Source organism: Stenotrophomonas sp. STM01 (genome assembly GCF_014852135.1).
GTDB classification, from domain to species: domain Bacteria; phylum Pseudomonadota; class Gammaproteobacteria; order Xanthomonadales; family Xanthomonadaceae; genus Stenotrophomonas; species Stenotrophomonas capsici.
Map to the genome: position 1 here is coordinate 312230 of NZ_JACVBA010000001.1, position 22734 is coordinate 334963.

The window sequence follows — 22734 nt, forward strand, 5'->3', positions numbered from 1 at the left end:
CGCCCCCGGAACTCACAGCGCGCAGTCCTGCGGCAGCGACAAGGCCTTGGCGATGTCACGCCAATCGAACGCGACCACCCCCTGATCGTCATGCACGGCGTACAGCGCTCCCTGCGGGAAGCGTGCCGATGCCTGCTGGCTGTTCCAGATGCCGTCGGTATTGGCCACCACGTCGCCGTGGAATGCCCCCACCGGTGCCAGGGTCCGGCGATCGAACAGGTGGAACACGCTGCGGTCCTTGCCCTGCTCGGTGGTGATCCACCAGCCACCGTCGCCGCAGGTACGCAGCATCACGCCCTCCGCCTGCGCCTTGAACTGCCCGTTGCCGAACGTGTTGCCGGTGAAGTCACCGGCCAACGTGTAGACCTTGAACTCGCTGGCATAGGTTTCGTCTTCCTCGGCCACCAGCAGGCGGTCATTGGCCGGGTCACCCCAGATCGACTCGACCACGCGCAACGCGCCCTTCGCCGAGGTGTCGCCGATGCTGCGGACCAACCGCGCCTGCACCGTGCCGTCCCCGACTTCGACGTGGTAGCGGCGCACGCGTTCGTTCAATCGCTCCAGCGCCGGCAGGATGTCATTGCCGGCCGCGTCCTCGCCGTCGTCGTAGGAATCGGTGACGTACACGTCGTAGCCGCCCTGCGCCGGGTTCACCCAGAGCCCGTAGGGCTTGCGCAGGTCACCTGCGGCGAACACGCCCAACGGCTTGAAATCAGGCAACTGCAGGACCTGCACGCGATGGTTGTCGCGCTCGACGATGAACACCAGGTCGCCGCTGACGGCGATGCCGTTGGGGCGATCAAACTGCCCCGGGGCGGTACCGGTGCCACCCACGTCGCGCAGGTGCTCGCCGCTCTGGCCGTCGTAGACGACCAGCTTGTCGGTGGCCTTGGCGGTGGCGATCAGCCACAGCGCGCCGTCGGCGGCCCGCCAACTGGCGGGCGAGTCGATGTTGTCGGCCGGCGTCATCGGGGTCAGGAAGGCCTCGGTGACGCGGACCGATGGTGCCGCACCCTCGGCGAGGTCCTCGGCACTGGGCGGTTGCGTCGACTTGGCGGTCGGTTGGCAGGCACCCAGTGCCAGCACCAGCGCGGTGCCCAGCAGGGCGGCCCTCACAGTGCCACCTTCAGGCCGATGGCGTAGGTGCGGCCGTACTCTTCGTTCTGCAGGGTGCGCGAGCGCACGCCCTGGTAGAGCTCCAGCGGTTCGTCGAGCAGGTTGGAGGCCTCCAGGTACAGGCTCACGTTCTTGCTGAACTTGTAGTCCAGGCTGAAGTCTAGCTGCGTATGCGGCGCCACGTAGATATCGAACGCCCGGCTGTCGCCGATGCTGTCCAGGTACTCGCTGCGGTAGACACCGGCAAGGCGCGTGCTGAAACCGCCCCACTCATAGCCGACATGCGCGCTGTACACGTTCTTCGAGGCACGCGGCAGGGTGAAGTCGTCGCGCGCGCGGTCGGCCATGCCCGGGTCGAAGTCGGTATCCAGCCAGGTACCACTGGCGCCGACCAGCAGGCCCGACCATGCACCCGGCAGGAACGACAACTGCTGCTGCCAGTTGAACTCCGCGCCGAACACCTTGGCCTTGTCGCCGTTGAGCGAACGGGTGACATCCATGCCCGGGTATTCACTGTCGTTCTTGCTGGTCACTTCGACGATGTAGCCGTCGATGGACTTGTGGAACAGGCCCAGCGAGACGATGCCGCTGTCGCCCAGGTAGCGCTCGACCGAGAAATCCAGGTTGGTGGACTCATACGGATCCAGCTGCGGGTTGCCGACGCGCACTTCCTCGTCCTGCACGTTGACGGAAAGGCGCGGCGAGATGTCCCCGAACGACGGACGCGCCACCGTCTTGTTGACCGAACCGCGCAGCACCCAGTTGTTGTCGGTGTCATAGCGTAGGTGCAGGCCCGGCAGTACGTTGGTATAGCTGCTGCTGGCCAGTCGCGGCGACACCAGGAGATCACCATCCTTGTCGACATCGACCTGGTTGCCGGTCGCGTCGAACTGGGTGTTCTCCACGCGCACGCCGCCGATCACGCGCAGCGCGCCGATGTCCCAGGTGCCCATGGCGTAGGCAGCGAGGATGTCCTCGTTGGCGGTGTAGTCCTCTTCCAGCGACGCCATGGTGTTGCCCAGCGCTTCCTTGGAGCGCTCGCTGTACAGGCTGCCATTCTCGGCCCACCAGCGCCGCATCGCCGCCGAACGCATGCCCTGCCCCAGCGGACCGCCGCGGTGGTCGAGCGTCTCGCCGTTCCAGTCGCTCAGGTCGACCGCCGGCCCCTTGCGCAGGTCGGTCTCATCGACGTTGACCGCGCGCTCGCGCCAGCGGCCGAGCAGGCCGAACTTGTAGCTGGCGTGGTCACCGTCGAAGCGTATGTTGACCTGCGCGCTGCGCTCGCTGTCATCCACCTGCTTGGGCGAGAGCACCACGCGGTTGAACGCATAGTTGCTGCTGTCCATCCAGCCGGCATCGCTCAGCGACAGACCAGGGATGCCGCTGTTCTGGTCGATGACCGCGGACAGGTCGTCGCCGTCGTAGTCGAAGCGCGCCTCCATTTCATCGTTCACGCGCTCGCGGGTCTTGGTATAGCCCACGCGGTAGTCCAGCACTGCACCGCTCAGGCGGTTCTCGCCGCCGAGGCTGGCGGCAAAGGTGTTCTCTTCCTTGGTGCGGTAGCGCATGCGCTTGCTGATCGCATCGGCGGGCAGCTCATCCACCTGGTAGCGCCCATTGCCCAGCGCGCTGATCTGGCCGTCCTCCAGCGCGAAAACGGTACGCTGGCGGGTTTCGGCATCATCGAAGCGGCTGTACAGGGTCCGCAGGTAGTAACGGTTGTCCTCGTCCGGGCGCCAGTCGAAGTTGAGGTTGGCACCGGTGCGCTCACGCTCGATGGTGTACTTGCGGCGCTGCAGCTCGGTGGCGACCAGGTCGTCCTGCCGGTCGTCGTCATACGTGTCGTACGCCACTTCGGTGTTGTCCGATTCGAAGGTGCGCTTCTGGTAGTTCACGCCCAGCGCCACGCCGAAGGTGTCGTTGAACACTTCGCTGTAGTTGAACGCCGCCTTCGGGCTGGTCTCGCCGGACAGCTGCTGGTGGCTGGCCTCCACCTTGCCCTTGAGCGAACGGCCATCGCGGTCGAAGGCCGACGCCGATTCCACCACCACGCTGCCGCCGATGGCGTCACCGGGCATGTCCGGGGTGGCCGACTTGACCACGCGCAGGCGCTCGGTCGAATCGGTGGGAATCACGTCCAGCGGGGCCGCACGCGAGGAGTCTTCCGGCGTACCCACGGCAATGCCGTCGATGCTCACGCTGTTCAGCGCGGCGTCCAGGCCACGCACCACCACGAAGCGGCCCTCGCCCTGGTCGCGGGTGACGCTCACGCCGGGCAGGCGCTGCAACGACTCGGCCACGTTCATGTCCGGGTAGTCGCCCATCGAATCGGAGGCCACCGCGTCCTGGATGCCGTTGGCATCCCGCTTGAGCTCCACCGCGCGGGTCTGCGCCTCCAATTGCGGACGCACCTCGACCCGGTCCAGGTCGATTGCCGCCGCAGCGGCAGCCGCGGTCGCCGAGCCATCCGGCCCCACCTGCTGGGCCCTTGCCGGAGCCGATGCCATGCAGGCCACCGCCGTTGCGACCGCCACCACCAGAACACCCTTGCGCACTATTGCCCCCAAAACCATGTAAAGGATGGGTGGGCAAGGTATTTCCGAAAGTTTGCGTCGGGGTTACAGCCACGCGGCTGCAATGTTTCAGTCACACTGGCCGAGCCGGGACGCAGGCGTCAAACTGTGGCATCTCCCTACCGCGTAGTACCCCAATGAAAATTGTCGAAGTCCGTCATCCGTTGGTCCAGCACAAGATCGGCCTGCTCCGCGATCCGGCCATGAGCACCAAGGATTTCCGCGAGGTCGTCAATGAGCTGGGTACCCTGCTGGCCTACGAGGCCACCGCCGACCTGGAAACCGAGAACCATACCCGCGACGGCTGGGCCGGCCCGGTGCAGGTCCAGCGCATCGCCGGCGCCAAGATCACCGTGGTGCCGATCCTGCGCGCTGGCCTGGGCATGCTGACCGGCGTGCTGTCGCTGATCCCGGCCGCCCGCGTCAGCGTGGTCGGCCTGCAGCGCGACGAGGAAACCCTGCAACCGGTGCCCTACTTCGAGCGCCTGACCGGCCGCCTGGAAGAGCGCGATGCGCTGATCCTGGACCCGATGCTCGCCACCGGCGGCACCCTGATCGCCACCATCGACATGCTCAAGCGCGCCGGCGCCCGCCGCATCAAGGGCATTTTCCTGGTGGCCGCGCCGGAAGGCATCGAGGCGGTCAAGGCGGTCCACCCCGACGTGGAGATCTTCACCGCGGCCATCGATGAGCGCCTCAACGAGAAGGGCTACATCCTGCCGGGCCTGGGCGACGCCGGCGACCGCATCTTCGGTACCCGGGTCGGCTGATCCGGCTTCCTGCCCCCGGGACATCCGGGGGCAGCACTGTTCTCCCCTTCAGCGACGCAGCCACTGCTCTCCATCCGCAGCCGGCGCTGCCAACGCGGCCCGTGCCTGCGGATCATCCAGCAGCTCGGCCTGCAGGAATGCCGTCCCCAGCTGCCGGGCGCGATCAAACAACGCCTCCGGCTCGCCGCCGATCAGGTTGTGGTCGCCGCCGGCCAGCACTACGCCGGTCTTGTCCCCGGCCGGTGCCGTTTCCACCGCGTACAGGTGATCGGCGGGGTTGCTCACGAAACCCGGCACCACGTCCTTGTCACCGGTGACCTCCAGCAGCGGGACCGCGAGCGAGGCATAGCTGTCCGGCCCGATCAGGCCGGGAATCTTGCCCGGCGAGGAAAAGCCCAGCACCGCGACCACGGACGGATCACGCAGCGGCCCCAGCGTGGCCAGCGCACCGCCCAACGCGGTCGATATCAGCGTACCCAGGCTGTGCCCGGCAGCGGCCACCGGCTTGCCCGGCCAATGCGCGGCAGCGTAGGCGCTGGTGGCGCGCATGTCGCTGAAGCGCTCGCCCAGGCTCTGCTGCAGGGTGAACTTGTCGCGCTCCGGGTACTTCATCGAATCCACGTGGACTGGCGCCAGCACTGCGAAGCCGGCGTCCACCCACGTCTGGAACAGCCGCTCGTAACGCTCCGGCCACGCGCCATGGCCGGATGAGAACAGCACCACGCCACGCACCTGCGCCGGCTCCCATACCGCCATCGTGGTGGAACGCTGCGCGCTCACCTGCAGCGGCTCCACCCGGGATGGGGCCGCCAGCGCCACGACGGATGGCACCAGCAGCAGCGCGCAGAAGGCAGCACGACGGATCAGGCGGGAAATATTCATGGCATCGACTCCGCATCAAAGGATGGGGTCAATGTCCTCTCCGGCGCCCTCGCGATTCAGTGCCGGAAGTCAGTTTTTTTCGTGCCGTTGGTCAGCTCAGGCCGCCAGCGTGCGTGCCTTCAACTCGCCGACCTCGTGCGCGGTGGCGAAACGGCCCTTCTCGTCACGCACTACCTGTGCCATTGCGCACTGCGGGTCGTGGGTGAAGAACAGGTGCACGTTGCGGGCCAGCTTGTCCTCCAGGAAGGCGCGCTTCTCGTCGATCAGCAGCTCCGCATTGCGGTCGTAGCCCATGGTGATCGGGACATGTACCCAGGAGCGCCCGGGAATGAGGTCGGCGCAGAACACCACGCCGCCGCGCGGCTGGCCGTTGACCTGTTCCGGGCCGACGATCTCGGCCAGCATCAGCCCTGGCGTATGCCCGTCGCTGAAGCTGAAGCGCACCGATTCGCCCAGTGCCTTCGAGTGGGCACCCGACACCACTTCCAGCCGGCCACTGGCTTCCAGCAACCCCGGCAGTTCCGGGATGAAACTGGCCCGGTCGCGCGGATGCGGATGGCGGGCACGCTCCCAATGGGCCGCACCGACGACGAAGGTGGCATTGGGGAATAGCAGCTCCGGCTCACGCCCCTCCGACCACGGTGCCAGCAGGCCGCCGGCATGATCGAAATGCAGGTGGCTGAGCACCACCACATCGATGTCCTCGTGCTCGAAACCTGCCTCGCGCAGCGAATCGATCAGGATGTGGCGCGGCTCCATCACCCCGTAGCGCTCGCGCAGCTTGGGTTCGAAGAACGCGCCGATGCCGGTTTCGAACAGCACCGTCTTGCCGCCCAGCGGGCTGGCCAGCAGCGCCCGGCAAGCCAGTTCGATGCGATTGAGTTCATCCGACGGCGACCACTTTTCCCACAACGCCTTGGGCGCGTTGCCGAACATGGCACCACCATCGAGCTTCTGCGAATTACCGCGGATCGACCAAAGTTTCATGTGAAAAATTCTAACCGGCGCACGTTAAATATTCGCAAGTTGTGAGTGGCGAATTACTGACGCGATCGGCCACCGGCACGCCGTGTCCGCCACCCCGCCGGGACGTGTGGCCTCGCTGGCCCCAGCCTCCCGCGACAGGGCCGGCTCGGGCCCACGCCCTGCCCGGCTACCTGCCACGCAGCGGTCAGCCCCGGAAGCCCGTCAAAGAAAAACCCCGCTCGAAAGCGGGGTTCCCATCACCACGTCGGTAGCGCCGGATCAGTCGGCCTTGGCCGGCTTCTCGACCCGTGCACTGCCCACCGGGTTACGCGGATCGCTACCGCCGTACAGCGTATTGGTGCGACGGTCCCACTCCACCGTCTGCAGGTTGCCCCACACATGGCTGGAACCACGGCCGCCGGCGGCGCTGTCGCCGGGCAGGTCGATCTTGTGGCCCATCGCCTGCAACTGCTTCACGGTCTCCGCGTCGAAGGTACCGTCCTCGGCTTCGATCAGGTCCGGCAGCCACTGGTGGTGGTAGCGCGGCAGCGCGGCGACCTGCTGCGCGGTCAGGCCATCGTCGTAGCCCAGGATGCCCAGCAGCACCATGGTGATGATGCGGCTGCCACCCGGCGTGCCGATCACCACCACCTTGTCGTCCTTCTCCATGAAGGTGGGCGTCATCGAGCTGAGCATGCGCTTGCCCTTCTTCGGTGCATTGGCCTCGTAACCCATCACGCCAAAGGCGTTCGGGGTACCCGGCTTGAGCGCGAAGTCGTCCATCTCGTTGTTGAGCAGCACGCCGGTGCCGGCCGGGATCAACCCCGAGCCGTACAGCAGGTTCACCGTCTGGGTGCCGCCGACGCGGTTGCCTTCGGCATCGATGATGGAGAAGTGCGTGGTCTCGTCGTCTTCCAGCGGCGTCGGATTGCCCGACAGCAGGTCGCTCGGCGTGGCCTTCTCCGGATGGATGGTCGCGCGCAGGCCCTGCGCGTAGTCGCGGCTGGTCAACACCTTCTGCGGGATGTCGACGAAGTCCGGGTCGCCCAGGAAGAAGGTGCGGTCGCGATAGGCGCGGCGCATCGCTTCCACCACCAGGTGGGTACGGTGGGCGGCGTCCATCTTGTCCAGGTCCCAGCCTTCCAGGATCTGCAGCATCGATGCCAGCGCGATGCCACCGGAGGACGGCGGCGGCGCGGTGGTGATCTTCCAGTCGCCATAGTTGAAGACGATCGGCTCACGGGTCTTGACCGTGTAGCCGGCCAGTTCCTCGGCGGTCCAGCGACCACCGGCCTGCTTCACGCCGGCCAGCAGCCTGCGCCCCGTCTCGCCGCGGTAGAAGCCGTCAAAACCACGGTCGGCCAGCAGCTGCAGCGTATGCGCCAGCTCGGGCTGCTTGAACACGTCGCCTTCGGCGATCGGGCGACCATTGCGCAGGTACACCTCGCGCGTCCCGGGGTAGCGTTCCATCACCTCCGCACGCGAGGCATAGCCCCGTGCCATGCGTGCGTACACCGGGAAGCCGTCGGTGGCGACGCGGATGGCCGGCGCCAACGAATCCTTCAACGGCAGGCGGCCATGCTCGCGGGCAATCTGCACCAGGGCGGCCGGCAGGCCGGGGATGCCGGCCGACCACGCACCGTTGACCGAGCGGTCGCGGTCCAGGTCACCGTTCTTGTCCAGGAACTGCTCCGGCGTGGCGGATTCGGGCGCGGTCTCGCGCGCATCCAGCATCACGTCCTTGCCGGTCCTGGCGTCGTGCAACAGGAAGAAACCGCCGCCGCCCAGGCCCGAGCTGATCGGCTCGACCACGGCCAATGTCGAGGACACGGCCACCGCCGCGTCGAATGCGTTGCCGCCCTTGGCCAGGATCTCCATGCCGGCATCGGTGGCCAGCGAATGGCCGCTGGCGATCACCGCACCATCAGGATGGGCCGCGCGCGCCGGCGCGGCCTCCGACGCCCACACGCTCGGGCTCAACAACAACGCACACAACAACAGGGAACGGGCGATGGGTTTCATGCCTGCGGGTTCTCCGGTTCGTAAAGTTCGGGATGATCACGCTGCAGCCCGTGCAACTTGGCCAGCAACTGATCCTGTGTCTCGGGGATGTCCGGGTCCGGGTCGATGCATTCGACCGGGCAGACCACCACGCACTGTGGCTCGTCGAAATGGCCGACGCATTCGGTGCAACGGGCCGGATCGATCACGTAGATCGTCTCGCCCATTGAAATGGCCTGGTTCGGGCAGGCGGGCTCACAGACGTCGCAGTTGACGCAGAGCTCATTGATTTTCAGGGACATGCCACTTCCTGCCTTCCCGTTGCGACGGGACATTCAACCAACCACGCCGCTCCCGGTGCAGGAGCGGCTTCAGCCGCGAGGCTGACAAGGCTTCCACGAAGGAACGCCTGCAATCACATCATCGCCGGTGTTGCCTGCGTCGCCTCCAACGCCTGCCACCGGCGCCTTGAAGCAAGGCAGGGCCGCACATCGCGGCCCTGCCCCATCGCATTACTTGGCTTCGACGAAGATGTAGTCGGCGCCGGTCGGCTTGACGATGGTCTGCACGCGGGCGTTGTCGGCGGCATCGCCGATGAACACCACGCGCACGTTCTTCATCGAATCAGCCTGCACGCCCTTGAAGGCGGCTTCGATCATGTCGGCCATCTTGGCCGAGGCCGAGGAACCGAAGGCCAGCATGTTGCCCGGCTGGATGCCACGGCCGATGGCGGTGGTGGCGCTCTCGACCTGGCGGTCGTACTTGGCGGCGAATTCCGGGTCCGATTCCGGCGGGAGGTAGTACAGGAACGGGCTGGCGGTGATGTTGCCCATGTTCTGCACGGCCACGGCCTGCAGGTACTTCTTCCAGCCCGCATCGTCGTCCTTGGCCGGGGCAACCAGCGCCTGCTGGGCTTCCGCCACCGGAGCGGCCTCTTCCTTCTTGCAGGCGGTGAAGGCCAGCACCATCGAAGCGGCCAGCATCACGCGCATCGTGTTCTTCATGTTTCTTCTCCCTTTTGAGGTTCTGTACGGCTGTTCGGATGTTTCACTTGCCCGCGCGGGCTTCGCGGGCCTTACGCAACGCTTCCAGCACGGTGGCCGGCACGAAGCCGGACACATCGCCCCCCAGCCGGGCGATTTCGCGCACCAGCGAGGAGGAGATGAAGCTGTGCTGCTCCGACGGGGTCAGGAACAGGGTCTCGACCTCGGGGATCAGGTGGCGGTTCATGCTCGCCATCTGGAACTCGTATTCAAAATCGGACACCGCGCGCAGGCCACGCAGCAGCACGCCGCCATGGCAGGCGCGCACGAAATGGGCCAGCAGGGTGTCAAAGCCCACGACTTCCACGTTGTCGTGGTGCTGCAGGGCTTCCACCGCCAGCGACACACGCAGCTCCAGCGGCAGCGTGGGGCCCTTGGACGGGCTCTGCGCCACGCCGACCACGATCTTCTCGAACAGCGGCGCCGCGCGGTTCACCAGGTCGATGTGACCGTTGGTGATCGGGTCGAACGTACCCGGGTAAACGGCAATGCGGCGGTTGGGCGTGGTCATGCGGGTTCAGTCGCGTTCATGTCGCCGCGAAGTGTAACAGTGGCTTGCCGATACAGGGCATAGGCCACATCGCGGGTCCCCCCTTCGCGGTGCAGGCTCCAGCCTGCCGGCAGTGCCGGCATCGATCCGGCCGGGGCCTCCATGTACAACCAGGCATCGTCGGCCAGGTGCCGTGGCAGGCGCGCGATCACCTGTTCCCACAGACCTGCCGCGAACGGGGGGTCCAGGAACACGATGTCGGCCCGCGCCGGCGATGCACTTTCCAGCCAGCGCAGGGCGTCGCCGCTGACCACCTCCACCTGCGCGGCCGCATCCAGCCGGGACACCATGCCCCGCAATGCCGCCACCAGGCCCGGGTCGCGTTCGACCAGCTGCGCCGAGGCCGCGCCGCGCGACACCGCTTCCAGCCCCAGCGCACCGCTGCCGGCGAACAGGTCCAGGACCCGCGCACCGGGCAACTTGGGCATCAACCAATTGAACAGGGTCTCGCGGACCCGGTCGCTGGTGGGACGCAGCCCCTGGACCTGCGGCACCTGCAGGCGGGTATTGCGCCAGCGGCCACCGATGATGCGCACCTGCCCGGTACCCGTCGGCGGCGCACCGCCAGCGCGCCCACGGCTCATGCGGCCCCTCCCGGCAGGGCCAATGGCAACGGTCGGCGAAGGGAAGGCATCGGCAGGCACCCACAGGACAGCTGAATCAGGCCGCAGATGATAGACCAGCCCCCCGTCCCGGGTGCCGACCTTGAAAATCGCCCATTCACCCCTACCCCTGTGTCAGCCGCCGCGCCGGGCGCGGCACCTCAGCCACGGAGCATCCCCGACCGATGAACGCACAGAGCCACAAGGAAACCCGCGGGTTCCAGACCGAGGTGAAGCAGCTGCTGCACCTGATGATCCACTCGCTGTACTCGAACAAGGAGATCTTCCTGCGCGAGCTGGTGTCCAACGCCGCCGATGCCAGCGACAAGCTGCGCTTCGAGGCGCTGACCCGGCCGGAGCTGCTGGAAGGCAACGGCGAGCTGCGCATCCGCATCGAGGCCGATCCGGCCGCCCGCACCCTGACCATCGACGACAACGGCATCGGCCTGAGCCGCGATGAAGCCATCGCCCACCTGGGCACCATCGCCAAGTCCGGCACCGCCGAGTTCCTGAAGAACCTGTCCGGCGACCAGAAGAAGGACTCCAACCTGATCGGCCAGTTCGGCGTGGGCTTCTACTCGGCCTTCATCGTCGCCGACCAGGTCGACGTGTACAGCCGTCGCGCCGGCCTGCCGGCCAGCGAGGGCGTGCACTGGTCCTCGCGCGGCGAAGGCGAGTTCGAGGTGGAAACCATCGACAAGCCCGAGCGCGGCACCCGCATTGTGCTGCACCTGAAGGAAGGCGAGGAAGGCTTCACCGACGGCTGGCAGCTGCGCAGCCTGATCAAGAAGTACTCCGACCACATCGGCCTGCCGATCGAGCTGCAGAAGGAACACCACGGCGAGGAAGCCGACACGCCGGCCGCCCCGGAGTGGGAAACCGTCAACCGCGCCAACGCGCTGTGGACCCGTTCCAAGTCCGAGATCTCCGACGAGGAGTACAAGGAGTTCTACAAGCACATCGCGCATGACCCGGCCGACCCGCTGGCGTGGAGCCACAACAAGGTCGAGGGCAAGCTCGAGTACACCTCGCTGCTGTACACCCCGGGTCGCGCGCCGTTCGACCTGTACCACCGCGATGCGCCGAAGGGCTTGAAGCTCTACGTGCAGCGCGTTTTCATCATGGACCAGGCCGAGCAGTTCCTGCCGCTGTACCTGCGCTTCATCAAGGGCGTGGTCGATTCCAACGACCTGCCGCTGAACGTCTCGCGCGAGATCCTGCAGTCCGGCCCGGTGATCGACTCGATGAAGTCCGCGCTGACCAAGCGTTCGCTGGACATGCTGGAAAAGCTGGCCAAGGACCAGCCCGAAGCCTACGCCGGCTTCTGGAAGAACTTCGGCCAGGTGCTGAAGGAAGGCCCGGCCGAGGACTTCAACAACCGCGAGAAGGTCGCCGGCCTGCTGCGCTTTGCCTCCACCCATGATGGCAGCGGCGAGCAGAGCGTGGCGCTGGCCGACTACATCGGCCGCATGATCGAAGGCCAGGACAAGATCTATTACCTGACCGGCGAGAGCTTCCAGCAGGTCAAGGACAGCCCGCACCTGGAAGTGTTCCGCAAGAAGGGCATCGAAGTGCTGCTGATGACCGACCGCATCGACGAGTGGCTGATGAGCTACCTGCACGAGTTCGATGGCAAGTCGTTCGTGGACATCGCGCGTGGCGACCTGGACTTGGGCAAGCTGGAGACCGAGGAAGACAAGAAGGCACAGGAAGAAATCGCCAAGACCAAGGAAGCCCTGGTCACGCGCCTGAAGACCGCTCTGGGCGAAGACGTCGCTGAAGTGCGCGTCTCGCACCGCCTGACCGACTCCCCGGCCATCCTGGCCATCGGCGAGCAGGACCTGGGCCTGCAGATGCGCCAGATCCTGGAAGCCAGCGGCCAGAAGGTGCCGGACAGCAAGCCGGTGTTCGAGTTCAACCCGGCCCACCCGCTGATCGAGAAGCTGGATGCCGAGTCCGACACGGACCGCTTCAACGACCTGGCCCACGTGTTGTTCGACCAGGCCGCGCTGGCCGCGGGCGACAGCCTGAAGGACCCGGCCGGCTACGTCCGCCGCCTCAACAAGCTGCTGCTGGAGCTGTCGGTCTGATTGACCGGGAGCGGGCCCTTGGCCCCCTCCCTTTCGCGCAGCGAAGGGGAGGGTTGGGGAGGGGCAAGCATTTCATCCCACCCCATCAATACAGCCGCCGCCCCGCGCGCCGGCCGTTGCGCTGACGCAAGGGGCGTTCATCGGGGCGCGAACCCGTGGTTCGCAAGCGAACCTCTTCACCCCGTAAACGGGAGAGGGGCTTGAGCCCCCTCCCTTTCGCGCAGCGAAGGGGTGGGTTGGCGAGGGGCAAGCTTTTCACCCCACCCCGGCGACACAACCGCCGGTGGTAGCATATGCATCTGATTTCAGGCCTTTTTCCTCCATGTTCAGCTTTTTCCGCCGCAAGAAGACCGACGACGCCCAACCGCCTGCAAAGCCGTCCACGCTGAGCGCGGAAGACCTGGCCGCCGCGTTCCCGAAGGTACCGGCCGAAGCCTCGGCAGAAGCCGACCTCGCCGAGGCGTTCGTCCAGCCTCCGGTTGAAGCGCCTGCCGCAGAAGCCGTCATCGCCGAAACCCCGGTCCAGGCCGAGCCGGCCACCGAAGCCGCGCCGGAGCCCATCGTCGTTGCCGAACCCGCGCCGGTCGCAAGCGCACCTGCGCCCCAGGCGGAGGTGGTACCCGCTGCCGCCCCCCTCGCCATTGAAGACGTCGCCGCATCGAGCGCGACCGAAACCGATGACGCCCTGATCCCCGCCAACGCCGCCCCCGCCGCACCGGCCGGCAAGGTCGGCTGGCGCGACCGCCTGCGCAACAGCGTGTTCGCCCGCAGCTTCGGCGGCCTGTTCTCGCGCAACCCCAAGCTCGACGACGACCTGCTGGACGAGATCGAGACCGCGCTGATCACCGCCGACGTCGGCGTACCGGCCACCACCGCGCTGGTGGAAAGCCTGCGCAAGCGCATGAAGTCGCGTGAGTTCGCCGATGCCAACGCCCTGCTGGCTGCACTGCGCGCCGACCTGATCGCGCTGCTGCAGCCGGTGTCCCAGCCGTTGGTCATCGACACCCAGGCCAAGCCGTTCGTGATCCTCACCGTTGGCGTCAACGGCGTGGGCAAGACCACCACCATCGGCAAACTGGCCAAGCGCTTCAAGGACCAGGGCCACAGCCTGATGCTGGCCGCCGGTGACACCTTCCGCGCCGCTGCCGTGGCCCAGCTGCAGATCTGGGGCGAGCGCAATGGCGTGGCCGTGGTCGCACAGGGCCAGAATGCCGACGCCGCCTCGGTCGCCTTCGACGCTTTGCAGGCCGGCAAGGCCCGCGGCACCAGCGTGCTGATCGCCGACACCGCCGGCCGCCTGCACACGCAGACCGGCCTGATGAACGAGCTGAGCAAGATCCGCCGCGTGCTCGGCAAGATCGACGACACCGCACCGCACGAAGTGCTGATGGTCATTGACGGCACCACCGGCCAGAACGCGCTGTCACAGGTGCGTCAGTTTCATGCCGCCGCCGGCGTCACCGGCCTGGTGGTGACCAAGCTGGACGGCACCGCCAAGGGCGGCGTGGTATTCGCGCTGGCCCGCGAGTTCGGCATCCCGATCCGCTTCGCCGGCATCGGTGAGCGCCCGGAAGACCTGCGCGTGTTCGACCCGGAAGCCTTCGTCGACGCCCTGCTGCCGCAGGCGCTGGGCAGCAACTGACCTGAAGCCCCCTCCCGCGTGCGGGAGAGGGGTTGGGGTGAAGGCCCACGGGAGCGAAGCCCCCACGCAGCACCAGCGCCCCCCCTACCCTCATCCGCCCCTTCGGGGCACCTTCTCCCGCAGGGAGAAGGGCTTCACAGTCGCCATCGCCTGCGAGTCCATGTCCAGCTTCCCCAGCCAACTACTGACCTGGTTCGACCAGCACGGACGCCATGACCTGCCGTGGCAGCATCCGCGTTCGCCGTATCGGGTGTGGCTGTCGGAGATCATGCTGCAGCAGACCCAGGTGGCCACGGTCATCCCGTACTTCCACCGCTTCATGCAGGCATTCCCCTCCCTGCCTGATCTGGCCAGGGCCGACAACGACACGGTGATGGCCAACTGGGCTGGCCTGGGCTACTACGCCCGCGCCCGCAACCTGCATGCCGCGGCGAAGCAATGCCTCGAACGGCATGACGGTGACCTGCCACGTGACTTCGATGCCCTGCTCGCCCTGCCCGGCATCGGCCGCAGCACTGCCGGCGCCATCCTCAGCCAGGCCTGGAACGACCCGTTCCCGATCCTTGATGGCAACGTGAAGCGCGTGCTGACCCGTTACCACGGCATCGTCGGCTTCCCCGGCCAGCCGGCCATCGAGAAGCAGCTGTGGGGGCTGGCCGCAGCGCATGTCGCCCAGGTGCCCGCCGGCCGCATGGCTGACTACACCCAGGCCCAGATGGATTTCGGTGCCACGCTGTGCACCCGCGCCAAACCGGCCTGCATCCTGTGCCCGCTGCAAGGCAACTGCGTTGCCCATGCCGAAGGACTGGTCGACGCACTGCCCACGCCCAAGCCGAGCAAGACCCTGCCCGAGCGCGAGGCCACGGCCCTGCTGCTGGAGGATGCCCAGGGGCGGATCCTGCTGCTCAAGCGCCCGCCGACCGGCATCTGGGCCTCGCTATGGACGCTGCCGCAGGCCGATACCGACGCACTGATGCGCGAATGGTTCGCCACCCACATCCAGGGTGATTACGACAATGCCGAAGAACTGCCGTTGATCGTGCACACCTTCAGCCATTACCGGCTGCACCTGCAGCCCTTGAACGCCCGCAAGGTCGCCCTGCGTGCCCGGGTTGGCGACAATGCCGACCTGCGCTGGGTATCCCGCACCGAGCTGGCCAACCTCGGCCTGCCCGCTCCCATCCGCAAACTGCTTGAGCGCCATCGCGCGCACTGACATCACAGGACCACGCCATGCCCCGTTCCGTCTTCTGCCAGTACGAACAACGCGAAACCGAAGGTCTGGACTTCGTACCCTACCCCGGCGAACTGGGCCAGCGCATCTTCGCCAACATCGGCAAGCAGGCGTGGGCCAGCTGGCTGGCGCACCAGACCATGCTGATCAACGAAAACCGGCTGTCGCCACGCGACCCGAAGCACCGCGCTTTCCTGGAAGAAGAACTGGTGAAGTACCTGTTCTCCGGCGGTGCCGAGAAGCCTGCCGGCTACGTCGCCCCCGAGGCCTGACACCGGCCAGGACGAGAGGTGCCGGGCCATGCCCGGCACCTGACGCTGCCAGCAACACCCCGCGGCGCCTGGCGCCGCCCTACCGTGTTGGTTACTTGTCTTCGGCCGCCTGGTCGGCGGCACGCTCGGCGACCTTGGCCTCGCGCAGTTCCTTCTCCGACGCCCGCAGCGCCTTCACGTCCAGCGGCTGGATGCTCTCGATGCGGCATGGCACACGACCGACCGGCCCGCTGCCCAACACCACCACGCGGTCAAAGCGTGCCGACACCTGGCCCATCATGTTGGTGATGCTGATGGCCGGCGCGTAGGACAGGTCCATGCATGGCCCACTCAGGCTCAGCAGCCACGCCTCGCTCGGCTTGGTCCAGACCGCCAACGCACTGTCACCCAGTTCGGTCCAGCCGTTGAACGAACCGAAGTACCGGAAGCTGTTCACCGGCGCGCCGGCATGGGCGCGGTACAACTCCAGCCGCTCGCTGCTGCTCAGCTTCCCTGCCGTGGCACAGCCTGCCAAGGCTGCGGCAGCCATCAATGCGACAAGCACCTTCTTCATGGCACGACTCCTCTTACCGGGAAAGAAAACCACGCAACATCCAGGCAGGATCATCCTCCCGTCCGGGTGAATTGGCGAGAAACATCCCCGGCCTCAGACCTCGCTGCGCTCCAGCTGGTGCAGGCGGCCCTCGCGCAGCTCCAGCACCCGATCCAACTTGCGGGCCAGGCTGCGGTCATGGGTGACCAGCACCAGGCTGGTCTGGTACCTGCGGTTCAATGCCAGCATCAGCTCGAACACGGTGCCCGCGGTCTTGTCATCCAGGTTGCCGGTGGGTTCGTCACCCAGGATGCAGGCAGGATTGTTGACCAGCGCCCGCGCCACCGCAGCACGCTGGCGCTCGCCACCGGACAGCTCGCCCGGCTTGTGGTGCACGCGATGTCCCAGCCCCACGGCCTCCAGTATTTCGGTCGCCCGTTGACGGGCGGCGACAACCCTCTTCCGCCCACTCCAGTACGAGATGACACCCACCCCGAGCAGTCCTGCAAGCCACACCCCCAAGGCAAGCCACAGGAAGATCCAGTGCCCGGTCCTGACCGAGGCCAGCGTGGCGAAACAGACCGTCGCAATGCTCGTGGCCACCCAGCGGCGTCCGGGGACAGAGCTCTTCTCATCCAGCATCACCGGCATCATCACGTTTTCCAGCGCGGTGAACTCCGGCAGCAGGTGATGAAACTGGTAGACGAAGCCCAGCGAGCGGTTACGCAGGCGACCGCGCTCGGTGTCGGACAACGCCGACATCCGGTGCCCGGCCACGTAGACCTCGCCCGCGGTGGGAATATCCAGGCCACCCAGCAGGTGCAGCAACGTGCTCTTGCCGGCACCGGACGCACCGACGATGGCGACCGTCTCGCCGGGCTTCACGTCCAGGTCCAGCCCATCGAACACCGGCGTGTGCATCTTGCCCTCGGCGTAGGTCTTGCCCAGGCCCTCGGCGCGGATCACGGATTCCATCGGGTTCTTACTCATAACGCAGCGCCTCGGCCGGTTGGGTGCGGGCGGCGCGCCACGCGGGGTACAGGGTGGCGACGAAGCTCATCAGCAACGCCACGGCGGTGATGATGACGATGTCACTGGTCTGCATGTCGGTCGGCAGGCCGGTGATGTAGTACACGTCTTCCGGCAGCAGCTTGATGTTGAAGGCCGACTCGATCAGGCCGAGGATGCGCTCCAGGTTGAGCGTCAGGGTGATGCCACCGAGCACGCCGGCAATCGTGCCGAACACGCCGATCAGCGTGCCCTGCACCATGAACACCTGCATCACCCCGCCCGGGGTCAGGCCCAGCGTGCGCAGGATCGCGATGTCGGCCTGCTTGTCGGTGACCAGCATCACCTGCGAGGACACCAGGTTGAAGGCGCCCATGGCGATGATCAGCGACAGCAGGATGCCCATCACCGTCTTTTCCATGCGCAGCGAGTGGTACAGGTTGGCGTTCTCCTGGGTCCAGTCGCTGACCCGGTAGTAGCCGTTGAGGTTGATCGCCAGATCGCGGGCCACGGTGTAGGCCTGGTCCATGTCATGCATCTTCAGGCGTACGCCGGTGACGCCGTCCATGCGCAGCACGCGCTGCATGTCCTGCATGTTGACGAAGGCCAGGCCGCGGTCGACCTCGTTGGAACCGGCCTCGAAGATGCCGCTGACGGTGAAGCGCTTGACCCGCGGCATCGCACCCATCGGCGTGCCCTGCACCTCGGCCAGCGTGGCGACCACGTTGTCGCCCACGTCCACGCCCAGCCACAAGGCCAGTTCCTTGCCCAGCACGATGTTGAACTCGCCCGGCTTCAGATCATCCAGCGAGCCCTTCTGCATCTTGTCGGCCAGCACCGACACCTTGGGCTCCTGCGCGGGATCCACGCCCTGCACGATGGCACCCTGCACGCGCGGGCCGGCCAACATGCCCTGGATCTCGATGTAGGGTGCGGCACCGGCCACGCGCGGGTCCTTGATCGCCACATCGATGGCGTGCTGCCAGTTCGTCATCGGCTCGCCATCGGCGCTGACGGTGGCGTGCGCCGACATCTGCAGCAGGCGATCGCGGATTTCCTTCTGGAAGCCGCTCATGACCGCCAGTGTGGTGATCAGCACGGTCACGCCCAGCGCGATGCCGAGGATCGAGGCCATGGAGATGAAGGAGATGAAGCCGTTGCGGCGCTTGGCTCGCAGGTAACGCAATCCGATTGCGACGGGTAAGGGTTTGAACATGCGCGTGTGCCCGGGAAGTGCCGCTATGGTGCCATTGTCCCTGCTTGGCGGGAAACGGCATGGGCGCGCACGGCCAGACGCAGTTCACGTCGTCGTGCCTGCGGCAGGTTGTCCGGCCCGAACAGCAGGCAGCCCCGTCGCCCGTCGGATTGCCAGCGCAGCAGTACCAATGGCCCGCGTTCGAGCAGTTCCAGCCTATCCAGCGGCCGGTCGTCCAGCCGGGCCGGCTGCGCGCCGGCGGGGATCAGCAGTTGCACCACCGGCCGCTGCCATTCGCGGCGCACCAGCCGCCACGACCCTGCCAGCCCGAGCACGGCCAACGGCCAGGCCACGGGGGCCTGCAGGTCACACGTCAATACCGCCAATGCGGCCAGCCCTCCCAGCAGCGTCAGCGCGGCCAGCAGCCAGCGTGACGGCCGGCACTCACACCGGAAGGGAGCGGATATAGGAGAGCAGCTCTGCCTGCGGCGCATCCGGACAGGCCTCGTAGCCCATGGACCAACGCCACAACTTATCGTCTTCGGTTTCCAGCAACTGCAGGAAAACCGCGCGTTCTTCGGCAGGCGCCTGCAGCCAGCGACGGTCAAGGTACCGGCCGAACAACTGGTCGAGCTCGCGCATGCCGCGCCGGCAACGCCAACGCAGCTTCTTCAACAGGATTTCGTCTTCGGTCTGCATGGCTTCGGATACCTCGGATACCAAAGCCCCTCTCCCGCCGGGAGAGGGGTTGGGGTGAGGGTTGGAGCGAAGCTCCCGCGAAATCGATGGCAGCAGGCGTCGCCCCTACCCTCTTCCGCCCCTTCGGGGCACCTTCTCCCCAAGGGAGAAGGCATAACGCATCAGGCGCGGCGCGCCATCATCAGCTTCTTGATCTCGGCAATCGCCAGCGCCGGGTTCAGGCCCTTCGGGCAGGTGCGGGCGCAGTTCATGATCGTGTGGCAGCGGTACAGCTTGAACGGATCTTCCAGATCGTCCAGGCGCGAACCGGTGTCCTCGTCACGCGAGTCGATGATCCAGCGGTAGGCCTGCAGCAGGATCGCCGGGCCCAGGTAACGCTCGCCGTTCCACCAGTAGCTCGGGCAGCTGGTCGAGCAGCACGCACACAGGATGCACTCGTACAGGCCGTCCAGCTTCTCGCGGTCTTCCGGCGACTGCAGGCGCTCGCGGTCCGGCGGTGCCGGGGTCTGGGTGCGGATCCACGGCTTGATCGAGGCGTACTGCGCGTAGAAGTGGGTCAGGTCCGGAACCAGATCCTTGACCACGTCCATGTGCGGCAGCGGGTAGATCGGCACCTCTGCCTTGCCGCAATCGGCGATGGCGCGGGTGCAGGCCAGCGTGTTGGTGCCGTCGATGTTCATCGCGCACGAACCGCAGATACCTTCGCGGCAGGAGCGACGGAAGGTCAGGGTCGGGTCGATCTCGTTCTTGATCTTGATCAGCGCGTCCAAGACCATCGGGCCGCACGCATCGAGGTCGATCTCGTAGGTGTCGGTACGCGGATTCTGGTCGTCGTCAGGGCTCCAGCGATAGATCTTGAAGGTACGCGTGTTCTTCGCGCCGCCCTTGGCGGGGAAGTGCTTGCCCTTGGTGATCCGGGAGTTCTTCGGAAGTGCAAATTCAGCCATGTTCGTAGGTTCCCCGGATCAGTAGACGCGCGGCTTCGGCGGCACGACGGACACGTCATCGCTGAGCGTGTACATGTGCACCGGACGGTAGTCGAAGCTGCACTTGCCCTTGTCGTCGACGGTGACCAGCGTGTGCTTCTGCCAGTTGACGTCGTCGCGGTCCGGGAAGTCCTCGTGCGCATGGGCGCCGCGGCTTTCCTTGCGCTGTTCGGCCGAGTTGATGGTCGCAACGGCGTTGAGCAGCAGGTTGTTCAGTTCGTAGGTCTCGATCAGGTCCGAGTTCCAGACCAGCGAACGGTCGGAGACCTTGACGTCCTGGAACGAGTCGAACACCTCGGCCATCTTCTTGCAGCCTTCCTCCAGCGTCTTGCTGGTACGGAACACGGCAGCATCGTTCTGCATCGTGCGCTGCATGTTGTCGCGGATGACCGCGGTCGGCGTATCGCCATTGGCGTGGCGCAGCTTGTCCAGCAGGCCCAGCGCCTTGTCGCAGGCATCGGACGGCAGGGTCTTGTGCGAGGCACCCGGCTTGATCGTCTCGGCGCAGCGGTTGGCCACGGCGCGACCGAACACCACCAGGTCGAGCAGCGAGTTGGAGCCCAGGCGGTTGGCGCCGTGCACCGACACGCAGGCCGCTTCGCCGATGGCGTACAGGCCCGGCACCACGGCATCCGGGTTGTCGCCGACCTTGCGCACCACTTCGCCGTGGTAGTTGGTCGGGATGCCCCCCATGTTGTAGTGGACGGTCGGGATCACCGGGATCGGCTGCTTGTGCACGTCGACGCCGGCGAAGATGCGGGCGCTCTCGGCGATGCCCGGCAGCTTCTTGTCGATCACGCCCGGGCCCAGGTGGGTCAGGTCGAGCAGGATGTGATCCTTGTGCTCGCCGACGCCGCGGCCTTCGCGGATTTCGATGGTCATCGAACGCGACACCACGTCACGCGATGCCAGGTCCTTGTAATGCGGTGCATAGCGTTCCATGAAACGCTCGCCGCTGCTGTTGCGCAGGATGCCGCCCTCGCCTCGCACGCCTTCGGTGATCAGGCAGCCGGCGCCGTAGATGCCGGTCGGATGGAACTGCACGAATTCCATGTCCTGCAGCGGCAGGCCGGCACGGGCCACCAGGCCACCGCCGTCACCGGTACAGGTGTGCGCCGAGGTGGCGCTGAAGTAGGCACGGCCATAGCCGCCGGTGGCCAGCACCACGCCCTGCGAACGGAACAGGTGCAGGGTGCCTTCGGCCATGTCCAGGGCGAGCACGCCGCGGCAGACGCCTTCGTCGTCGAAGATCAGGTCGAGTGCGAAGTACTCGATCATGAACTGCGCGTTGTGCGCCAGCGACTGCTGGTACAGGGTATGCAGGATGGCGTGGCCGGTACGGTCGGCGGCGGCGCAGGTACGCTGCGCGGACGGGCCTTCACCGTACTTGGTGGTCATGCCACCGAAAGGACGCTGGTAGATCTTGCCTTCTTCGGTGCGCGAGAACGGAACGCCGTAGTGTTCCAGCTCGATGATGGCCGGGATGGCCTCGCGGCACATGTACTCGATGGCGTCCTGGTCACCCAGCCAATCCGAGCCCTTGATGGTGTCGTAGAAGTGGTAGCGCCAGTCGTCCTCGCCCATGTTGGCCAGCGCGGCGGAGATGCCACCCTGCGCTGCAACGGTGTGCGAGCGGGTTGGGAAGACCTTGGTGATGCAGACGGTTTGCAGGCCCTTCTGGGCCAGGCCGAAGGTCGCACGCAGGCCAGCGCCACCGGCGCCGACGACCACCATGTCGACCTTGTGTTCAGTGATGTTGTAAGCGGACATGTATCAGTTCCCAAGCGCGATGCGGGCGACCGCGAAGATGCTGACGATCGCGCCGAGCACGGCGACGAACTTGACCGTGGTCTGCAGGGCCAGGGCCATCAGCGAGTTGTGGATGTAATCCTCGAGCACCACCTGCAGGCCAAGCTGGGCGTGCCAGAACATGGCGACCAGGAAGCCGACCAGCAGGATTGCATTCCACGGCTTGGAAACAGTTTCCACGGCGGTGACGTAGTCGGCGCCGAGCAGGCTCAGCACCAGGCACAGGAACCAGATGGTCAGCGCGACCAGCGCGGTGGCGGTCAGGCGCTGGTGGATGAAGTGCTCGGTGCCGGACTTGGAGCTGCCCAGGCCGCGTGCATTCTTGAGCGGGGTACGGAACTTGCTCATGCGGCGGCTCCCATGCAGACGTAGGCCCAGATCGCGGCGGTGATGACCAGCGAGGCGATCACCGAGATCCAGCTGCTGCGGATGAAGGTGGGCTTGGCGTAGCCGATGGCGAAGTCCTGCACGATGTGGCGGATGCCATTGCACAGGTGGTAGGCGAAGCACCAGCTCCAGCCAAACAGGATCACCTTGCCGTACCAGGCGCTGGCGTGGGTGGTGAAGCAGCTCCAGGACTCAGGGCCCATCATCAGGGCGAGCAAGCCGCCTGCGATGATCAGGGCGCCGACAGCCAGAATGATGCCGGTGGCTCGATGCAGGATCGAGGTGGCCATCTGGATCTGCCAGCGATACACCTGCAGGTGCGGAGAAAGGGGGCGGGGTCTGTTCGCCATTCGCTGACTCGTTATCTCGGCTGGGCG

At 66.4% G+C, this 22734-nt stretch carries 23 protein-coding genes; 5 read left to right on the plus strand and 18 right to left on the minus strand.

Annotation, left to right across the window (positions count from 1 at the left end; all coding sequences use genetic code 11):
• Positions 1-12: 12 nt before the first annotated feature.
• Complete coding sequence (locus IB227_RS01340; protein WP_318639517.1) at positions 13-1116, minus strand: phytase; 1104 nt, start codon at positions 1114-1116, stop codon at positions 13-15.
• A complete protein-coding gene (locus IB227_RS01345) occupies positions 1113-3623 on the minus strand; it encodes a TonB-dependent receptor (protein ID WP_192287238.1) in 2511 nt (836 codons plus the stop codon). Before IB227_RS01345 ends, IB227_RS01340 begins: the two co-directional genes overlap by 4 nt.
• A gap of 203 nt (positions 3624-3826) precedes the next feature.
• Here IB227_RS01345 and upp point away from each other — a divergent pair, with 203 nt between their 5' ends.
• Positions 3827-4459 (plus strand): uracil phosphoribosyltransferase, encoded by a 633-nt coding sequence (gene upp, locus IB227_RS01350; RefSeq protein WP_132863075.1) that lies wholly within the window; start codon positions 3827-3829, stop codon positions 4457-4459.
• 48 nt (positions 4460-4507) lie between these two features.
• Here upp and IB227_RS01355 read toward each other — a convergent pair whose 3' ends face one another.
• The 7 genes from IB227_RS01355 to rsmD all read right to left on the minus strand — a co-directional run bounded on the left by IB227_RS01355 (position 4508) and on the right by rsmD (position 10485).
• Positions 4508-5341: an alpha/beta hydrolase gene (locus tag IB227_RS01355; protein ID WP_192286014.1), complete on the minus strand. Its 834-nt coding sequence runs from the start codon at positions 5339-5341 to the stop codon at positions 4508-4510.
• Between the two features lie 96 nt (positions 5342-5437).
• Positions 5438-6328 (minus strand): MBL fold metallo-hydrolase, encoded by an 891-nt coding sequence (locus IB227_RS01360; RefSeq protein WP_132863073.1) that lies wholly within the window; start codon positions 6326-6328, stop codon positions 5438-5440.
• 258 nt (positions 6329-6586) lie between these two features.
• Positions 6587-8329 carry a gamma-glutamyltransferase gene (ggt, locus tag IB227_RS01365; protein ID WP_192286015.1) on the minus strand — a complete coding sequence of 581 codons (1743 nt, stop codon included), beginning with the start codon at positions 8327-8329 and terminating at the stop codon, positions 6587-6589.
• Positions 8326-8610, minus strand: a complete 285-nt coding sequence (locus IB227_RS01370; protein WP_132863071.1) for a YfhL family 4Fe-4S dicluster ferredoxin — start codon at positions 8608-8610, stop codon at positions 8326-8328. Before IB227_RS01370 ends, ggt begins: the two co-directional genes overlap by 4 nt.
• A gap of 210 nt (positions 8611-8820) precedes the next feature.
• Positions 8821-9312 carry a hypothetical protein gene (locus tag IB227_RS01375; protein ID WP_132863070.1) on the minus strand — a complete coding sequence of 164 codons (492 nt, stop codon included), beginning with the start codon at positions 9310-9312 and terminating at the stop codon, positions 8821-8823.
• A gap of 43 nt (positions 9313-9355) precedes the next feature.
• Positions 9356-9862 (minus strand): pantetheine-phosphate adenylyltransferase, encoded by a 507-nt coding sequence (coaD, locus tag IB227_RS01380; protein WP_192286016.1) that lies wholly within the window; start codon positions 9860-9862, stop codon positions 9356-9358.
• Positions 9859-10485, minus strand: coding sequence for a 16S rRNA (guanine(966)-N(2))-methyltransferase RsmD (gene rsmD, locus IB227_RS01385; RefSeq protein ID WP_192286017.1), 627 nt, complete (start codon positions 10483-10485; stop codon positions 9859-9861). Before rsmD ends, coaD begins: the two co-directional genes overlap by 4 nt.
• Positions 10486-10688: 203 nt before the next feature.
• Here rsmD and htpG point away from each other — a divergent pair, with 203 nt between their 5' ends.
• The 4 genes from htpG to IB227_RS01405 all read left to right on the plus strand — a co-directional run bounded on the left by htpG (position 10689) and on the right by IB227_RS01405 (position 15741).
• Positions 10689-12593, plus strand: coding sequence for a molecular chaperone HtpG (gene htpG / locus IB227_RS01390; RefSeq protein ID WP_192286018.1), 1905 nt, complete (start codon positions 10689-10691; stop codon positions 12591-12593).
• Between the two features lie 322 nt (positions 12594-12915).
• A complete protein-coding gene (ftsY, locus tag IB227_RS01395; protein ID WP_192286019.1) occupies positions 12916-14235 on the plus strand; it encodes a signal recognition particle-docking protein FtsY in 1320 nt (439 codons plus the stop codon).
• 160 nt (positions 14236-14395) lie between these two features.
• A complete protein-coding gene (gene mutY / locus IB227_RS01400; protein WP_192286020.1) occupies positions 14396-15451 on the plus strand; it encodes an A/G-specific adenine glycosylase in 1056 nt (351 codons plus the stop codon).
• Between the two features lie 17 nt (positions 15452-15468).
• On the plus strand, positions 15469-15741 hold the full coding sequence (locus tag IB227_RS01405) for an oxidative damage protection protein (protein WP_192286021.1): 273 nt from the start codon (positions 15469-15471) through the stop codon (positions 15739-15741).
• A gap of 91 nt (positions 15742-15832) precedes the next feature.
• On the opposite strand, the gene IB227_RS01410 is transcribed toward IB227_RS01405, so the two are convergent.
• The 9 genes from IB227_RS01410 to sdhC form a co-directional block, all read right to left on the minus strand.
• Positions 15833-16294: a DUF6491 family protein gene (locus tag IB227_RS01410; protein WP_192286022.1), complete on the minus strand. Its 462-nt coding sequence runs from the start codon at positions 16292-16294 to the stop codon at positions 15833-15835.
• 93 nt (positions 16295-16387) lie between these two features.
• Complete coding sequence (locus tag IB227_RS01415; RefSeq protein ID WP_318639518.1) at positions 16388-17248, minus strand: ATP-binding cassette domain-containing protein; 861 nt, start codon at positions 17246-17248, stop codon at positions 16388-16390.
• Positions 17249-17255: 7 nt separating this feature from the next.
• The gene (locus tag IB227_RS01420) at positions 17256-18497 is read right to left on the minus strand and encodes a lipoprotein-releasing ABC transporter permease subunit (protein WP_132863062.1); all 1242 of its coding nucleotides are present in this window, start codon (positions 18495-18497) and stop codon (positions 17256-17258) included.
• Between the two features lie 23 nt (positions 18498-18520).
• Complete coding sequence (locus IB227_RS01425; RefSeq protein ID WP_225591559.1) at positions 18521-18829, minus strand: hypothetical protein; 309 nt, start codon at positions 18827-18829, stop codon at positions 18521-18523.
• Between the two features lie 91 nt (positions 18830-18920).
• Positions 18921-19175 carry a succinate dehydrogenase assembly factor 2 gene (locus IB227_RS01430; RefSeq protein WP_132863060.1) on the minus strand — a complete coding sequence of 85 codons (255 nt, stop codon included), beginning with the start codon at positions 19173-19175 and terminating at the stop codon, positions 18921-18923.
• Between the two features lie 161 nt (positions 19176-19336).
• A complete protein-coding gene (locus tag IB227_RS01435; RefSeq protein ID WP_132863059.1) occupies positions 19337-20122 on the minus strand; it encodes a succinate dehydrogenase iron-sulfur subunit in 786 nt (261 codons plus the stop codon).
• An 18-nt stretch (positions 20123-20140) separates the two neighbouring features.
• Positions 20141-21931 (minus strand): succinate dehydrogenase flavoprotein subunit, encoded by a 1791-nt coding sequence (sdhA, locus tag IB227_RS01440; protein ID WP_192286025.1) that lies wholly within the window; start codon positions 21929-21931, stop codon positions 20141-20143.
• A 3-nt stretch (positions 21932-21934) separates the two neighbouring features.
• A complete protein-coding gene (sdhD, locus tag IB227_RS01445) occupies positions 21935-22318 on the minus strand; it encodes a succinate dehydrogenase, hydrophobic membrane anchor protein (RefSeq protein WP_132863057.1) in 384 nt (127 codons plus the stop codon).
• Positions 22315-22707, minus strand: coding sequence for a succinate dehydrogenase, cytochrome b556 subunit (gene sdhC / locus IB227_RS01450; protein WP_132863056.1), 393 nt, complete (start codon positions 22705-22707; stop codon positions 22315-22317). The genes sdhD and sdhC overlap by 4 nt, the downstream gene beginning before the upstream one ends.
• Positions 22708-22734: the final 27 nt, after the last annotated feature.

Excerpts from the sequence above, each read along its gene's own strand:
- IB227_RS01360 (WP_132863073.1), bottom strand. The coding sequence starts at position 6,328 with ATGAAACTTTGGTCGATCCGCGGTAATTCGCAGAAGCTCGATGGTGGT.
- IB227_RS01370 (WP_132863071.1), bottom strand. The coding sequence starts at position 8,610 with ATGTCCCTGAAAATCAATGAGCTCTGCGTCAACTGCGACGTCTGTGAG.
- IB227_RS01375 (WP_132863070.1), bottom strand. The coding sequence starts at position 9,312 with ATGAAGAACACGATGCGCGTGATGCTGGCCGCTTCGATGGTGCTGGCC.
- rsmD (WP_192286017.1), bottom strand. The coding sequence starts at position 10,485 with ATGAGCCGTGGGCGCGCTGGCGGTGCGCCGCCGACGGGTACCGGGCAG.
- sdhC (WP_132863056.1), bottom strand. The coding sequence starts at position 22,707 with ATGGCGAACAGACCCCGCCCCCTTTCTCCGCACCTGCAGGTGTATCGC.
- IB227_RS01410 (WP_192286022.1), bottom strand. The coding sequence starts at position 16,294 with ATGAAGAAGGTGCTTGTCGCATTGATGGCTGCCGCAGCCTTGGCAGGC.
- IB227_RS01435 (WP_132863059.1), bottom strand. The coding sequence starts at position 20,122 with ATGGCTGAATTTGCACTTCCGAAGAACTCCCGGATCACCAAGGGCAAG.
- IB227_RS01420 (WP_132863062.1), bottom strand. The coding sequence starts at position 18,497 with ATGTTCAAACCCTTACCCGTCGCAATCGGATTGCGTTACCTGCGAGCC.
- coaD (WP_192286016.1), bottom strand. The coding sequence starts at position 9,862 with ATGACCACGCCCAACCGCCGCATTGCCGTTTACCCGGGTACGTTCGAC.
- IB227_RS01430 (WP_132863060.1), bottom strand. The coding sequence starts at position 19,175 with ATGCAGACCGAAGACGAAATCCTGTTGAAGAAGCTGCGTTGGCGTTGC.
- htpG (WP_192286018.1), top strand. The coding sequence starts at position 10,689 with ATGAACGCACAGAGCCACAAGGAAACCCGCGGGTTCCAGACCGAGGTG.
- IB227_RS01355 (WP_192286014.1), bottom strand. The coding sequence starts at position 5,341 with ATGAATATTTCCCGCCTGATCCGTCGTGCTGCCTTCTGCGCGCTGCTG.
- IB227_RS01345 (WP_192287238.1), bottom strand. The coding sequence starts at position 3,623 with ATGGCATCGGCTCCGGCAAGGGCCCAGCAGGTGGGGCCGGATGGCTCG.
- upp (WP_132863075.1), top strand. The coding sequence starts at position 3,827 with ATGAAAATTGTCGAAGTCCGTCATCCGTTGGTCCAGCACAAGATCGGC.
- sdhA (WP_192286025.1), bottom strand. The coding sequence starts at position 21,931 with ATGTCCGCTTACAACATCACTGAACACAAGGTCGACATGGTGGTCGTC.
- ggt (WP_192286015.1), bottom strand. The coding sequence starts at position 8,329 with ATGAAACCCATCGCCCGTTCCCTGTTGTTGTGTGCGTTGTTGTTGAGC.
- mutY (WP_192286020.1), top strand. The coding sequence starts at position 14,396 with ATGTCCAGCTTCCCCAGCCAACTACTGACCTGGTTCGACCAGCACGGA.
- IB227_RS01415 (WP_318639518.1), bottom strand. The coding sequence starts at position 17,248 with ATGGAATCCGTGATCCGCGCCGAGGGCCTGGGCAAGACCTACGCCGAG.
- IB227_RS01405 (WP_192286021.1), top strand. The coding sequence starts at position 15,469 with ATGCCCCGTTCCGTCTTCTGCCAGTACGAACAACGCGAAACCGAAGGT.
- sdhD (WP_132863057.1), bottom strand. The coding sequence starts at position 22,318 with ATGAGCAAGTTCCGTACCCCGCTCAAGAATGCACGCGGCCTGGGCAGC.
- ftsY (WP_192286019.1), top strand. The coding sequence starts at position 12,916 with ATGTTCAGCTTTTTCCGCCGCAAGAAGACCGACGACGCCCAACCGCCT.